11 protein-coding genes and 1 pseudogene are annotated in these 14,227 nt (G+C 68.0%); 3 read left to right on the top strand and 9 right to left on the bottom strand.

Annotated elements, in window-relative coordinates; genetic code table 11:
- Positions 1–22: 22 nt before the first annotated feature.
- Positions 23–736: an SDR family oxidoreductase gene (locus ACTJLF_RS15535; protein WP_440883392.1), complete on the top strand. Its 714-nt coding sequence runs from the start codon at positions 23–25 to the stop codon at positions 734–736.
- Here the strand turns inward: ACTJLF_RS15535 and ACTJLF_RS15530 are convergent.
- On the bottom strand, positions 720–1,670 hold the full coding sequence (locus ACTJLF_RS15530; RefSeq protein ID WP_132800003.1) for an AraC family transcriptional regulator: 951 nt from the start codon (positions 1,668–1,670) through the stop codon (positions 720–722). The genes ACTJLF_RS15535 and ACTJLF_RS15530 overlap by 17 nt on opposite strands.
- 79 nt (positions 1,671–1,749) lie before the next feature.
- On the opposite strand from ACTJLF_RS15530, the gene ACTJLF_RS15525 reads away from it, so the two are divergent.
- Positions 1,750–2,961 (top strand): multidrug effflux MFS transporter, encoded by a 1,212-nt coding sequence (locus tag ACTJLF_RS15525; protein WP_440883391.1) that lies wholly within the window; start codon positions 1,750–1,752, stop codon positions 2,959–2,961.
- A gap of 73 nt (positions 2,962–3,034) precedes the next feature.
- Positions 3,035–3,652, top strand: a complete 618-nt coding sequence (locus tag ACTJLF_RS15520; RefSeq protein ID WP_440883390.1) for a class I SAM-dependent DNA methyltransferase — start codon at positions 3,035–3,037, stop codon at positions 3,650–3,652.
- A gap of 19 nt (positions 3,653–3,671) precedes the next feature.
- Here the strand turns inward: ACTJLF_RS15520 and ACTJLF_RS15515 are convergent.
- From ACTJLF_RS15515 to ACTJLF_RS15480, 8 genes and pseudogenes are all read right to left on the bottom strand, one after another.
- Positions 3,672–4,310 (bottom strand): annotated as a pseudogene (locus tag ACTJLF_RS15515) (ABC transporter ATP-binding protein); the annotation flags it as partial.
- 210 nt (positions 4,311–4,520) lie between these two features.
- Positions 4,521–5,276 carry an ABC transporter ATP-binding protein gene (locus tag ACTJLF_RS15510; protein ID WP_019655514.1) on the bottom strand — a complete coding sequence of 252 codons (756 nt, stop codon included), beginning with the start codon at positions 5,274–5,276 and terminating at the stop codon, positions 4,521–4,523.
- Complete coding sequence (locus tag ACTJLF_RS15505) at positions 5,273–6,253, bottom strand: branched-chain amino acid ABC transporter permease (RefSeq protein WP_184605790.1); 981 nt, start codon at positions 6,251–6,253, stop codon at positions 5,273–5,275. Before ACTJLF_RS15505 ends, ACTJLF_RS15510 begins: the two co-directional genes overlap by 4 nt.
- A complete protein-coding gene (locus tag ACTJLF_RS15500) occupies positions 6,250–7,170 on the bottom strand; it encodes a branched-chain amino acid ABC transporter permease (RefSeq protein ID WP_019655516.1) in 921 nt (306 codons plus the stop codon). Before ACTJLF_RS15500 ends, ACTJLF_RS15505 begins: the two co-directional genes overlap by 4 nt.
- A gap of 6 nt (positions 7,171–7,176) precedes the next feature.
- Complete coding sequence (locus ACTJLF_RS15495) at positions 7,177–7,623, bottom strand: DpnI domain-containing protein (RefSeq protein ID WP_026346479.1); 447 nt, start codon at positions 7,621–7,623, stop codon at positions 7,177–7,179.
- An 11-nt stretch (positions 7,624–7,634) separates the two neighbouring features.
- Entirely contained in the window at positions 7,635–8,840 is a 1,206-nt protein-coding gene (locus tag ACTJLF_RS15490) for an ABC transporter substrate-binding protein (RefSeq protein WP_440883389.1), read from the bottom strand.
- Positions 8,841–8,995: 155 nt separating this feature from the next.
- Complete coding sequence (gene atpE / locus ACTJLF_RS15485; RefSeq protein ID WP_012745530.1) at positions 8,996–9,235, bottom strand: F0F1 ATP synthase subunit C; 240 nt, start codon at positions 9,233–9,235, stop codon at positions 8,996–8,998.
- A 259-nt stretch (positions 9,236–9,494) separates the two neighbouring features.
- Positions 9,495–14,201, bottom strand: a complete 4,707-nt coding sequence (locus tag ACTJLF_RS15480) for an RICIN domain-containing protein (RefSeq protein ID WP_440883388.1) — start codon at positions 14,199–14,201, stop codon at positions 9,495–9,497.
- Between the last annotated feature and the right edge of the window lie 26 nt (positions 14,202–14,227).

Genomic DNA, 14,227 nt, shown 5'->3' with positions numbered 1-14,227 from the left:
CGCATGAACCAAGGAATCACGAATGTCTTCTGAAGACCAGAAAAAAGTAGCCATCGTCACCGCGGGCGGCAGCGGCATGGGTGCCGCAGCAGCGCGCAAGCTCGCGGACGACGGCTTCAGCGTGGCCATCCTGTCCTCGTCGGGCAAGGGCGAGGCGCTGGCCGCCGAACTCGGCGGCATCGGCGTGACCGGCTCCAACCAGTCGAACGACGACCTCAGGCGCCTCGTCGACAAGGTCGTGGCCCAGTGGGGCCGCGTCGACGTGCTGGTCAACAGCGCAGGCCACGGCCCGCGCGCGCCCATCCTCGACATCACCGACGAAGACTGGCACCGCGGCATGGACGTCTACCTGCTGAGCGCTGTGCGTCCCGCGCGGCTCGTCGCGCCGCTCATGGTGCAGCAGGGCGGCGGCGCGATCATCAACATCTCCACCTTCGCGGCCTTCGAGCCCGACCCGGTGTTCCCCACCTCGGGCGTGTTCCGCGCCGGCCTGGCGGCCTTCACCAAGCTCTTCGCCGACACCTACGCCGCGAAGAACGTACGCATGAACAACGTGCTGCCCGGCTTCATCGACAGCCTGCCCGAGAAGGCCGAGTTCCGCTCGCGCATTCCGATGGGCCGCTACGGCAGGAGCAGCGAGATCGCCGCCGTCATCGGCTTTCTCGCATCCGAAGGCGCGGGCTACATCACCGGCCAGAACCTGCGCGTGGACGGCGGCATCACGCGCTCGGTGTAGCCGCGCCGCGGCTCAGCGTGCGAAAGCGCCCGGGGCTCTCGCCCACCATCCGCCGGAAGGCGGCGCTGAAGGCGGTTTCCGACTGGTAGCCGATGCGCTCGGCGATGCGCGCAATGGCCTCGTCGCTGTGCCGCAGCGCGTTGCGCGCCACCGTCATGCGCCAGCCGCCCAGGTAGTCGAGCGGCGTCGATCCCGTCAGTGACTTGAAGCGCACCGCGAAGGCGGTGCGCGACATGCCCGCCGACTGCGCGAGGCGTTCGACGGTCCATGGGTGCGCGATGTCTCCATGCATGCGCGACAGGGCCTGGCCGATGCGCGCGTCCGCCATCGCGCCCAGCCAGCCTTCGGGCTGCGGCGCATTCGCCAGGTACACGCGCAAGGCCTGAACCAGCACCAGCGAGGCGAGATTCGTGCGGGCGATCGACGCGCCCGGCCGCATCTCGGCCGTCTCCCAGCCCAGCAGGTCGAGCAGCCCCACGAGCGGCCGCGCGCCGGGGTCGCTCGCGCGCAGGTGGATCAGCGGCGGCAGGTGGCGCAGCAGCAGTTCGCCGGCTTCGCTGTCGAGCGTGAAGCGCCCGCTCGCCATGCTGACCGGCTCGGCGTCGCCTGCACCGCGGCCGTCGTAGCGCAGCACGCCGTCGGGCCCGCGGTGGTCGCGGCTGACCTGCATGCCGTCCTGCACCGGGCCCGGCGGATCGCTGGAGGAGGTGAAAGGCTGGCCGTTCGTCAGCAGGTAGAAGTCGCCCGTCTCCAGCAGGACCGCCGGGCCTTTGTTCTCGATCTGCAGCCTCACGCGGCCCGTCAGCACGCCGCCGAGCTTGATGTGCGAGTCGTAGTGCGGATAGCGGAATGCCCACCGGCCGCGTCCCTCGAAGCGCGAGGAGAGCGTGCTGTTCACCGTGAGCATCGACAGCACATCGGACAGGGGATCCATGGCTTCTTGTGTACGAATGAATAAGAAAAGCGGTCTCTTCATTATTCAATCATTCAGTTCGACGCGCGACCATCGGCTCATGTCCTCATCGAACGATCAACTTTCACGCTACGCCATCGTGCTGGGCCTGCTCACCGCGATCGGACCTTCCGCCATCGACATGTACCTGCCCGCACTGCCTGCCATCGGCCATGCGCTCGGCGCCGATGTGCATTCGGTGCAGGCCAGCCTGATGGCTTTCTTCATCGCGACCGGCGCGGGACAGCTCGTGGCCGGTCCGCTGTCCGACATGTTCGGACGCAAGCGGCCGATGTACGTGGGCCTTGCCGTGTTCGTCGCGGCGAGCATCGGCTGTGCGCTGGCACCGGACATCGGCGTGCTGATCGCCTTCCGCTTCCTGCAGGGACTCGGCGCCTGCGCATGCATGGTGACGCCGCGCGCGGTGGTGCGCGACCTGCACACCGGCACCGAGGCGGCGCGGCTGATGTCGCTGCTGATCCTGGTCTACAGCGTGTCGCCGATCCTGGCGCCGCTGGTGGGCAGCTTCGTGGCCGAGGCCGCGAGCTGGCGCGCGGTGTTCTGGGTGATCGGCGCGCTGGCGGTGCTTGCCGCGGCGATGGTGGCGGTGCTGCTGCCCGAGACGAGGCCGCCCGCCGCGCGTGCGCAGGGCAGCCTGCGCGGCGCGATGGCCGCCTATGGCGCGCTGCTGCGCGACAGGCACTTCCTTGCCGTGGCTTTCATGGCCTCGCTCACGCTGTCGGGCTTCTTCGTCTACGTCGCGAACTCGTCGTTCGTGATGAGCACGCACTACGGCATTTCCCCACGCATGTATGCCTTGCTGTTCGCGTCGAATGCGGTGTCGATGATCGCGGTCTCGCAGGCCAACGGGTGGCTCGCCGCGCGCTTCGGCATCCGGCGCGTGCTGCGCACGGCCGTCATTGCGCATGCCGCCGTCACGGGGCTGCTGCTGGTGCTGACACTGGCGGGCGTCGACCGGCTCGACGTGCTGGTCGGCGTGCTGGTGGTCGTCTACGGGCTCAACGGCGTGATCGTGCCTTCGGCATTCGTGGTCGCGATGGAAGGGCATGCCGCGCGCGCCGGCACGGCTTCGGCGCTGCTCGGCACGCTGAACTTCGCGGGCGGCGCGGTGATGGTGGCGCTGGTGTCGCCGTTCGCCGATGGCACGCCGCTGCCGATGGTGGCGGGCATCGCGTGCTGCTCGGCCGTCGTGCTGGTGCTGGCCCTGCGTGCGCTGCGGCCCGCGCACACGGCGGCACCTCTCAATGCCTAGGCCGCTTTCCTCGTGGGCCTAGACTGTCCATCCAGGTCCCGCCGGATGTCCGATGGGGCCGGAAAGGCTGCTCATGAAGGTCCCTGCACAGGCGCTGGAGAGATCGCGCCGCACCATCCAGTCCTACGATGCGCATGCCCGCGAATACAACGCGATCGTGGCCGAGCACCCGCTGCAGCCCGAAATCGCGGATTCGATGCGGCGGATGATGGAGTACGTGCCCGCCGGCGGCAGCGTGCTCGAGATCGGCTCCGGACCGGGGCGGGACGCCGACTTCGTCGAGTCCCTGGGCGCGGTGGTCCGTCGCACCGACGCGGCCCAGGCATTTCTCGATCTGCAGGCGCAGCGGGGCAGGAAGGGAGAGCTGCTCGACGTCGTCATCGATGCGCTGGGCGGGCCCTACGACGCGGTCCTCGCGATGTGCGTGCTGATCCACGTCGATCGCGCGCAGGTCGCCGCGGTGCTGCACAAGATCTTCGGCGCGCTCAGGCCCGGCGGCGTCTTCCTGGTGTCCATGCGCGTCGGCGAAGGCGAGAAGCACGGCGACTACCACACCGTGTGCTGGGAGAAGGAGCGGTTCGCCGCGGCGCTCGTGGCGGCCGGGCTGCATCCCTGCTGGGAGATGGAGCGCATCGGCCGCAACGACGAGGCCTGGGTCTACTTCCTGGCGCGCCGGCTGCAACAGCCGTGAGCCCGCGGCGAAGCCGCTGCTACACGCCCAGGTAGCGCGTCCACAGCGACCGGTCGGCATCCAGCGCGGCCGAGTCGCCCTGCCACACCACGCGTCCGCGTTCGAGGATCACATGGCGGTTGGCCAGCGGCAGCAGGCGCTGCACGTACTTGTCGACCACCAGGATCGCCTCGCCTTCCGCCTTGAGCGTGGCGATGCAGTTCCATATCTCCTCGCGGATCACCGGGGCCAGGCCTTCGGTGGCTTCGTCGAGGATCAGCAGGCGCGGGTGCGTCGACAGCGCCCGCGCGATGGCCAGCATCTGCTGCTCGCCGCCCGAGAGCTGGTTGCCGGCGTTGGCCTTGCGTTCCGACAGGCGGGGGAACAGGCCGTAGAGCGCATCGAGTGTCCAGCGCGGCGCGCTGCCGGGGCGCGGCCTTGCGAAGGCGCGCAGGTGCTCGTCGACGCTGAGGTTCGGAAACACGTGCCGGCCCTCGGGCACGATGGCCACGCCGCGGCGCGCGATGGCGTCGGGCTTGTGGCCGCCGATGGCCGCGCCGCTGAAGTGCACGCTGCCGCGCATCGGCGGGAGCGTGCCCGTCAGCACCTTCAGCAGCGTGCTCTTGCCCATGCCGTTGCGCCCGAGCAGCGCGAGCACTTCGCCGGGGCGGATGTCGAGGTCGATGCCGAACAGCACCTGGCTTGCGCCGTAGCCGGCTTCGATGGATTTCGCTTCTAGCAGCATCTCGGTGTCTCGTCGTTCACGGCCGTTCGAAGCGGGCGTTTTCAGCTCGGGAAACACCGCGGAACCGGCTCCGCCGGGCCGCAGGTGTTGCCCCCGGAAGGGGGTGGGCGAAGCGACACGAAGTGCGCGCAGCCTGGGGGCGAGTCATGTATGCCCCTCTGCTTCGGTGCCTAGGTAGACGGCCTGCACGTCGGGGTGTCCCCGCACTTCGTCGGCCGTGCCGCTCATCAGCACCTTGCCCTGCACCAGCACGGTGAGCCGGTTGGCGAGGCGGAACACCGCGTCCATGTCGTGCTCGATCAGCAGGATGGCCATCGACGCGCGCAGCGATTCGATCAGCTCCACCATGCGCGCCGATTCGTCGGGGCCCATGCCCGCCATCGGTTCGTCGAGCAGCAGCAGCTTGGGTTCGGCAGCGAGCGCCAGCGCCACGTCGAGCGCGCGCTGCGCGCCGTGCGGCAGCGTGCCCGCGATGCGTGTGCGCTCGGCGCCGAGGCCGACGCGGTCGGCCAGCGCCATGGCGCGATCGACGAGGTCGCGCTCCTTCGCGCGCGGCGCCATGAAGCGCAGGCTGCTGCCCGCATGGGCCTGCGCCGCGAGCATCAGGTTGTCGTGCACGGTCTCCTTCGGGAACACGCGCGTCACCTGGAAGCAGCGCGACATGCCGGCGGCCACGCGCTGGTGGTCCTTCAGCTTCGTGATGTCGACCTCGTCGAGCAGGATGCGCCCGGCATCGGCCTTCAGCAGGCCGGTGATCAGGTTCACCAGCGTGGTCTTGCCGGCGCCGTTCGGTCCGATCAGCGCATGCACTTCGCCGCGCTCCACGGTGAGGCTCACATGGTCGGTCGCCAGCAGTCCGCCGAAGCGCTTGACCAGACCTTCGATTCTGAAAAGGCTCATGACTTGCTCCCTCGCCCCTCTGGAGAGAGGGTTGGGGTGAGGGGCATGCGGCGCTTGTACAGTGCGGCCAGTCCCTTGGGTGCCCACAACGCCACGGCGATCAGCAGCAGCCCCAGCGGCATGTGCCAATGCTCTGTGTGCTGCTTCAAGGCTTCTTCGAGCACCAGCCAGACGGCGGCACCCACCGGCCCGCCCCAGCTGCGCCCGAGCCCGCCGATGACCACCATCACCAGCAGCGTGGCCGACTGCGTCCAGTGCATCGTCGCCGGGCTGACGAAGCCGTTGCCGCCTGCGAGCAGGGCGCCGGCCAGCCCCGCGATGGCGCCCGCGATGGTGAAGGCCACCAGCTGCAGCCGGAACACCGGATAGCCCAGCGCCCGCATGCGCGTCTCGTTGTCGCGGATGCCCATCAGCGCATGGCCGAAGCGCGAGCGCGTCGCGCGGTGCAGCCACCACAGCGCGAGCGCCACGATCGCCAGCACCACCCAGTAGAAGTTCGCCTCGCTGCCCAGGTCGAGGCCCGGCAGCAGCGTGGGGCGCGACATCAGCGTGTAGCCGTCGTCGCCGCCATAGCGGCGCAGCGACACCACCACGAAGTACAGCATCTGCGCGAAGGCCAGCGTGGTCATGATGAAGTACACGCCGCGCGTGCGCAGCGCCACCGTGCCGATCAGCGCTGCGACGATGCCGGCCACGAGCGCGGCCGCGGGCCACATGAGCCAGCCCGACATCACGCCCGCGTCGCTGAGCGCCACCACCGTGTACGCCCCCACGCCGATGAAGCCCGCGTGCCCCAGCGCCACCATGCCGCCGAAGCCGAGGATGAAGTTGAGGCTCGCGGCCGCCAGCGCCACGATGAGCACGCGCCGCACGAAGCCGATGTAGAACTCGAGCCCGAAGACGGGCGCGACCAGCGGAAACGCCGCGAGCAGCACGAAGAGCAGCCCGAGGCCGATGTAGCTTGACGATGTCTTCATGCGCGTGCCGAGAAGAGCCCCGAGGGCCGGAAGATGAGGACGACCACCATCAGCGCGTACATCGCGACCTCGGCGAACAGCGGGCCCAGGTCGGCCGCGGTCGCCGGCGGCAGCGTGGCGCGCAGCAGCATCGGCACGAAGGCGCGGCCCACGGTGTCGACCACGCCCACGAGCAGTGCGGCCACGAAGGCGCCGCGCACCGAACCGATGCCGCCGATCACCAGCACCACGAGCGCCGGAATCAGGATGGCCTCGCCCATGCCGACCTGCACGGCGACGATCGGGCCCATCAGCGCGCCCGCCAATGCGGCCAGCGCCGCGCCGAGAAGGAACACGCCGTTGAAGATGCGGCCCACGCGCACGCCCATCAGCTCGGCCATGGGCCGGTCGGAGGCGCCCGCGCGCACCCGCATGCCGATGCGCGTGTGGTTCACCAGCAGGTACAGCGCCAGCGCAACCAGCAGGCCGCCGACGAGGATCACGAGGCGATAGGCCGGGTAGGGCAGGCCCTCCACGAGGTCGATCGGGCCCGAGAGCGCGGCGGGCGTCGGCGCCATCACCGGCGAAGGGCCCCAGGCCATCTTCACGATGTCGTCGGCCACCAGGATCACGCCGAAGGTGGCGAGCACCTGCGCGAGGTGGTCGCGCGTGTAGAGCCGTCGCATCAACAGTACTTCGAGCAGGAGCGCCACGATCACCGTGACCGCCACCGCGATGACGATGGCCGCCGCGAACGAGCCGGTGCGCGTGTGCGCCTCGGCCGCCACGTAGGCGCCGGCCATGAAGAGCGAGCCGTGCGCGAGGTTCAGCACATCCATGATGCCGAACACCAGCGTGAGCCCCGCAGCCAGCAGGAACAGCATCAGGCCGTAGCCGAGGCCGTTGAGCAGTTGCTCGAGAACAAGGATTCCGGTCATATCAAGTTAGAGCAGCCGAACAAGGGCACCTTCGGGGATGGCCGAGAGAACGTAGACGAAGCCTTGCCATCCCGCTCTCTTGGCAGAGGAAGAAAGCGGTGCACGCGCGGCAAAGAGCGCGGGGCTTTGAAAGTCCGAGGGCAAGTAGTAAATGGCAGTCTCCGTCGGAGACTTCAATACGAGAAACAGCGGGAAGTAAATTCCCGCATCCATTCGTTCTCTTTGTGGTCCCCAGGCCGCTCCGAGGATCTGCTTGGGCATGGGAGCCAGCTTGCGCACAGACATTGACTTAACTTGCGCAAGATAGCCGCAGAAGTCACAAATGAGGTCTGCGCACTTGAAGTTCGCGGGTAGACGCTTGAGCGTCTTGGATCTTTTGCAGCTTGGGCATGCGCACTTCTTGGAGACCTCGGTCTCTCCCCATGCACCAAGCTCTTGCTTTGCTGTCGCCACAGGGGTTCGGCTTACTTCAATGGGCACTTATCTGCGTAGCTGTCGCCGTAGTTCGTGAGCACGGTGTTGATCAGCTTGTTCGTGACCTTGCCCTGCGCATCCTTGCCGATCACGCGCAGGTAGAAGTTCTCGATGGGAAAGTGGTTGTTCGCGTACTTGAAGCTGCCGCGCGTCGATGCGTAGTTGGCCTTCTTCAGCGCGGCCACCACGGCCTCGCGGTTCTGCGCGTTGCCGCCGGCCTGCTTCACGGCGGCGTCCATCGCGAGAATCGCGTCATAGGCCTGCGCTGCATACACCGACGGGTAGCGGCCGTTGTATTCCTTGCGGAACGCGGCCACGAAGGCCTTGTTGGCGGCGTTGTCGAGGTCGTGCGCCCAGTGCGAGGTGTTGAACAGGCCGAGCATGGGTTCGCCCACGGCGCCGATCACGTCCTCGTCGGCCGAGAAGCCGCTGGTCACGAGCGTGATGTCCTTCGACAGGCCCGCACCCACGAACTGCTTGATGAAGTTGATGCCCATCGCGCCGGGCAGGAAGAAGTAGATCGAGTCGGGCTTGGCCGCGCGCAGCTGCGCGAGTTCGGCCGCGTAGTCGATCTGGCCGAGCTTGGTGTAGAGCTCGTCGGCCACCTGGCCCTTGAACTGGCGCTTGAAGCCGCCCAGCGCGTCCTTGCCGGCCGGGTAGTTGGGAGCGATCAGCACGATCTTCTTGAAGGCCCGGTCCTGAGCGAACTTGCCTGCGGCCTCGTGGAACTGGTCGTTCTGGTAGGCGGTGCCGAAGAAGTAGGCATTGCACTGCGCGCCGGCGAACTGGCTCGGGCCGGCGTTGGCCGAGAGATACGGCACTTTGGCGTTGAAGAGGGTCGGGCCCACGGCCAGCGCCACGTTGGAGCCGATGGGGCCGCTGAACAGGTCGATCTTGTCGCGCTGGATCATGCGGTCGACCAGCTGCTTGGCCTGGTCGGGGCTGCCGGCCATGTCGGCCTGCACGAACTCGACGTCCTGCCCGCCGAGCTTGCCGCCCAGCTGCTTGATGCCGAGCGCGAAGCCATCGCGCGCCTCGGCGCCCAACGCCGCGAAAGGTCCGGAGATGTCGAGGGCCAGGCCCACCTTGACGGGGGCGGCGGTGGCGGACACCGCGGTGGCGAGGACCGAGCCGCACAGCAGCAGCGAGAGCAGGGTGCGCGGCAGCGCGGGCGACTTCGGGGGCAGGTGGCGCATGGATTCTCCGGCGGGAAGGATGCAGACAACGCACCGGCACCGCCCCATGCGGCACCGGCGACATCAAACCGTTGATAGCTAAATACTTTAGCTGTAAACAATTTGGTGTCAACAGTGCTAGCACGAATGGTGCCAATGCGCCGTCTCCTTCCTGCTCAGCCGAAGGGGTTGGCGGTCGCGAACCACAGGCCGATGCCGGTGGCGATGATGAACGCGCCGTCGGTCACGCCCGCCACCAGGAAGAACTTGGTCTGCAGCGTGTCGACCAGCTCGGGCTGGCGCGCGGTGCTCTCGAGGAACTTCTGGCCGACCAGCCCGATGCCCAGGCACGAGCCGAGGGCTGCGACGCCGATCAGCAGGGCCACTGCGAGGGGAAGGATGTTGAAGCCGGTCATGTGTTTTCTCCTGGTTGGTTGGTGAATCGAGGCACTGGTTGCTTCCTCGATGGACGTACTTTCCCAGAGCGCCTGCGCACGGTCCATGACGTGGGAGGTCATGGCCGGCGCGCAGCAGATGCAACGCCACAAAGAAAAAGCCGCCCGTGAAAACGAGCGGCTCCTTCGTGGAGCACCGCGGAACCGGCTCCGCCGGGCCGCAGGTGTTGCCCCCGGAAGGGGGTGGCGAAGCGACACGAAGTGCGCGAAGCCTGGAGGTCTACTGAAGCTGCGTCCAGTTCTGGTTGTTGCCGCCGTTGCAGGTCCAGGTGATCAGCGCCGTGTCCTGCGTCGTCGCATTGTTCGGCACGTCCAGGCACGAGCCCGAGGCCCGGTTGCGCAGGGTCGAGCCGACCAGGCTCCACTGCGTGGTGGTGCCGGCCGAGCAGGCCAGCTGCACCACCGCGGCGTTGGTCGTCGCGGTGCCGCTCTGGGCCAGGCAAAGGCCGCTGTGCTCGACCTTGAACTGCACGAAGCCGTCGTTGGTCTGCGTCATGGTGAAGCGCTCGTTGCCGTCGTTGCCGCACGGCCACTGCACCACCGTCGCGCCGCTCGCCGTCGAGGCGCCGCGGACGTTCACGCACAGGTTGCTGTGGTTCGAGCGGATGCGCGAGACCACCGGCGTCGGGTCGTTGTCGAGCGAGCGCACGTATTCGCGCAGTGCCACCACGTCGTTGGCCGGCAGGCTGGAGGCATTGCCGTGGCCGCTCGTGAGAACGTCCTGCAGCGTGGCCGCCTGGCCGTTGTGGAAGAACGCGGTGGTGTTCCAGGTGCCCAGCAGCGTCGGCGTGTCGAAGCCCACGCCCGCCAGCGGCTGGTTCAGGCCCTTGCCCGAGGAGGCTTGGATGGTGCCCACGTCATGCCGTACGCCGTCGCGGAAGGTGGCACCGGTGTGGCAGGTCGCGCACTGGGCCGTGTTGAACACGGCCTGGCCGCGCGCCGCGTCCACGCTGAGGCTGCCGTCCGCCGCACGCGCCGGGCTGCGCATGTACTTGGTCAGCGAGCTCAGGTAGGCCGCGAGGTCGTCGAGCTGCGCGCTCTTGCCGGCCTTGGGCGCGCCCAGCGGGTCGGAGGTGGTCGCGAAGTCCGCGTTGGTCAGGAAGCCGAGGCCGCCGAACTCGTTGCGGATGTCGTTCTCGAAGTCCTGCACCTCGTCGAAGTTGGCCGTCCAGTGCAGCTTGCCGTGGCCCAGTCCGCGCCGGCCCTGCAGGCTGATGGTGCGGCGCAGGCCTTCGCCGCGCTGGGTGAAGTCCCACACCATGCCGTCGTCGCCGCCGTCCGCGTGGCAGCTCGCGCAGGAGATGTAGTTGTCCTTGCTCATGCGGCGGTCCGACGCGTTGTAGAACACCTGCTTGCCGCGCAGCGCCGCCGCCGACATGGGTTCCGCCGCCACGGTCGACACCGTCTGCAGGAAGGTCGGCACGTTGCTTTCCGACGAGAGCACCGATGCCACGTCATGCACCGTCACCGAGCGCGCCAGGAAGTTGTTGACGAACAGGCGCTTGCGCACCGCGTCGAGGTACAGGCCGTGCGGCGCGCTGCTGGCGTTGATCTCGCCGCGCACCGCGCGGCTGTACGGATCGACGATGGCGACGCGGTTGCCTTCCATCTGCGCGACGAACAGGTAGTCGCCCGAGGGGGAGAACAGGGCCGCGCGCGCCGGCGCCCGGTCGTCGAAGTCGATCTGCTCGGCGAACACCTCCGCCGCGGTCTGCAGGTTGACCTGCGACAGGATGGAGCGCACCGTCTGGTCGTGCACCAGGTTGTTGCCGTCGCGGAATTTGCCGCGCACGATGTTGTCCTTCTTCGAGGGCAGCACCGCACGGGCGCCGTCGGGCGAGATCACCACCTGGCTCAGGTAGTTGGCCACGCCGCGCGCACGGTTCTCGGTGTCGATCGTGGTGGTGTCCACCGGCAGCGCGATCGTGCTCATGGCGCTCATGCTCTGCAGGTTCACCTTGTGCAGCTGGCCGCCCGTCATCTTCGACTTGAAGCGAGTGACGTAGGCCACCTGCGAGCCCGACTCGACCGCGATGCCGCGCAGCGCGCCGTCGAGCGCGACCGCGCCGGTGGTGGCGCCGGTGCTCGGGTTGAAGCTCATCAGTATCGACTTGCTCTCCATCGTCAGCAGGCCCTTCGTGCCGTCGGGCGTGAAGGCCACGCCGTAGGGGCCGCTGCCGTAGGCCAGCGGCACGGTGGCCGAGAGGCTGCCGTCGGCGGCGTTGAGCGCCACCAGCTTGTCCTCGCCCTGCACCGTGACCCAGATGCGCCCGTCGGGGCCCACGGCCAGCGTCTTCGGCTCGTCGCCCACGCGCACTTCCCAGCGCTTGACGAGGCTCTGCGAGTCGATGGCGGCGACCGTGCCGCTATCGGGGTTGACCGAATACACCGAGTTCGCGTCGCCCGCGATGTTGGTGCTGTGCGTCGGCGCGTTCGGCGTCACCGGCATGATCACCGTGAGGTTGTAGGTGTAGAAGGTCTCGCGGCCGCTGGCGTCCTTCACCGTCAGCGTTACCGTGAAGTGGCCGGGGCGCGTGTAGGTGTAGGTGTAGTTCGGCTGGTTCGCGTAGGCGGTCTGCGTGCCGTCGCCGAAGTTCCAGCGGTACTGCGCGCCGCTGCTGCCCAGCGTGGCCGGGTTGAACACCAGCTGGCCGTTGACCAGCTTCGGACCGCCGCCGATGCCGGGGTCGCCGATGATGGCCTGGCTGCGCAGCGTGCTCACGTCGGTGTCGCTCAGCACGCGGCCGTAGACGCGCACTTCCGCCAGCGTGCCCTTGAAGAGCGCCGTGTTGCCCTGGATCTGGCCGAGTACGGCGAACTTGTTCGACAGGCCCTTGTTGCCGGTGGGGCCGGTGGAGGTGGTCTTCACGCCGTCCACGTACAGGGCCTGCGCGCCGGAGGCAGCGTCGCGCGTCATCACCACGTGGTGCCAGTTGCCGTCGTTCACCGCCGCGGTGGAGACGGTGCCGGCATCGTTGCCCACCGAGAGCTTGATGCGCCCGCCGTTGTCGAGCCAGCCCCAGAAGACATCGTCGGCGCCGCCGGACTGGTCGCGTCCGAAGATGCCGGGCGCCGTCCAGGAGTTGGCTCCGCCTGCCTGCGTGGTCTTCATGTAGAGGCTCACCGAGGCGCTGCCGCCGAGCACCGTCGCCACGCTGTCGCTCTTGAGCGTCACGCCCGCCGTGCGGTTCGCGAAGTTCAGGCCGATGCTCTCGAAGGCATCGCCGGTGGCGGGCGTGCCGTTGTTGTTGCCGATCTGGTCGGAGAGGTTGCCCGCCAGCGTCCAGTGGTGCATCAGGCCGATCTCGGCGGCGTTGCCGGTGTGGAACACCGACTTGTAGTCCGCGGCGATGGCGTTGCCCGCATAGTCCTTCACGCCGTTGGCCGGCAGGAACACTTCATAGCTGGTGCCGGGCTGCAGCGGCTGCGCGGGGTGGAAGTTGATGATGCCCAGCTGCACGCTGTAGGTGCCCGCCAGCGTGTTGCCGCCCACCGGGCGCACGATGAAGGTGTTGGAGTTCACGCTCTCGGGCAGGATGCTGTCGCTCATGCCCAGGCCGATGCGCGAGGTCAGCGCCTGCTGCTTCGCGTTGTTGGCGGGCGAGACCTGCCGCACCTCCGGCTTGGAGGTGTCGGGGTCGACCTGGTGCACGATGAAGCCGCTGCCCGAGCCGTGGTCGTTGCCCACGAACACCAGGTTGCCGAAGACGGCGACCTGGCCGTTGTCCGAGTGCGAGAAGTTCGGATCGTCCTCGCGCAGGATACTGCCGCGGCCCACCTCGACGTGGTTCAGCGGATTGCTCACGTCGACCTTGTGGATGCGCGTCTGCGCGCCCTGGAAGACGTAGCTGTCCTGCGTGGCGCAGTAGAGCTGCTCGTCGACGACGAGGCGGTTGTCCTCGGCCACGAACTTGGAGCGGTCGCTCAGGTCGTAGCTGTACATCTTGGCGCCGCCGCCGCGCGCCGATGCATGCAGCGTCTTGCCGTCGAAGCAGGTGGCGTAGTAGTTGGGGTTGGAGCCGATCGCGTCCAGCACCTTGGGGTTCAGCGGATCGGAGATGTCGAGGCTGGAGAAGCCCGCGGTGTTGTCCATCGAGCTCAGCACCATGTGGTTGCCGATGGTGAAGATCGGGCCGACGCGGAAGCCGCCGAGTTCGCCCGTGGGTACCGGGTTGGGCTTGTTCGCGCCGCGGTTCGCCACCATAGCGTTGGCCGGGTCGGAGGCATCGACGATGAAGATGCCTCGGCCCGCCGAGGCCACGTACACGTAGGGCGCCTGCCACCACAGCTGCCAGGCCACGTTCTCGTAGTCGCCGCCGTTGACGCCGGGCAGCGCGAGCTTCTTCACCTGCTTGATGTCGTTGACGTCGGTGAAGTCCCAGAACTCGATGCCGTTGATGCTGGGCAGCGTGACGTAGGTCTTGCCGCCGATCTTCGCGGTGCCGAAGGAGTGCGTCTCGCGGAACTCCTGCGTGCGGCCCTCGGGCTCGTAGATCTTCTTCACGAGCTTGATCTGACGGGGGTTCGAGATGTCGTACAGCAGGAAGCCGCCCGGGCCGAGGCCGCTGTCCGGCGCGAAGGACGTCAGGAAGTAGCCGTTGATCATGATGCCCGCGTTCATGCCGTAGTCCTTGCGGCCCGGGTAGGTGGCGGGCACCTCTCGCGACTCGTAGGCGTTGCTGTGCGCCGGGTCCAGCGGGTGCGCGGCACTGGTGATCATCGAGACCGGCTTGAACAGCTCGGCCGAGGTGTAGGTGAGATTGCCCAGGCCGGGCCCCTGCAGCGGCAGCGGGTCGGCCACGGCTTCGGCCATCGCCGTCGCCATGTTGCTCAGGGTCGTCATCGGACTGACCCCGGTGATTGCCGCGTGCGTCAGCAGCGTGACGAACGGCAGCAGGAACGCCATCAAGTAATACCGGATTTTCATCGTTGCCTCCAGGTTGTTTGAAGTCC

The sequence above is a fragment of the Variovorax sp. 22077 genome, assembly GCF_052044195.1.
GTDB classification, from domain to species: Bacteria; Pseudomonadota; Gammaproteobacteria; order Burkholderiales; family Burkholderiaceae_C; genus Variovorax; species Variovorax atrisoli.
Note: the sequence above shows the minus strand (reverse complement) of the source record. Positions and strands in the feature narration are given on the sequence as shown.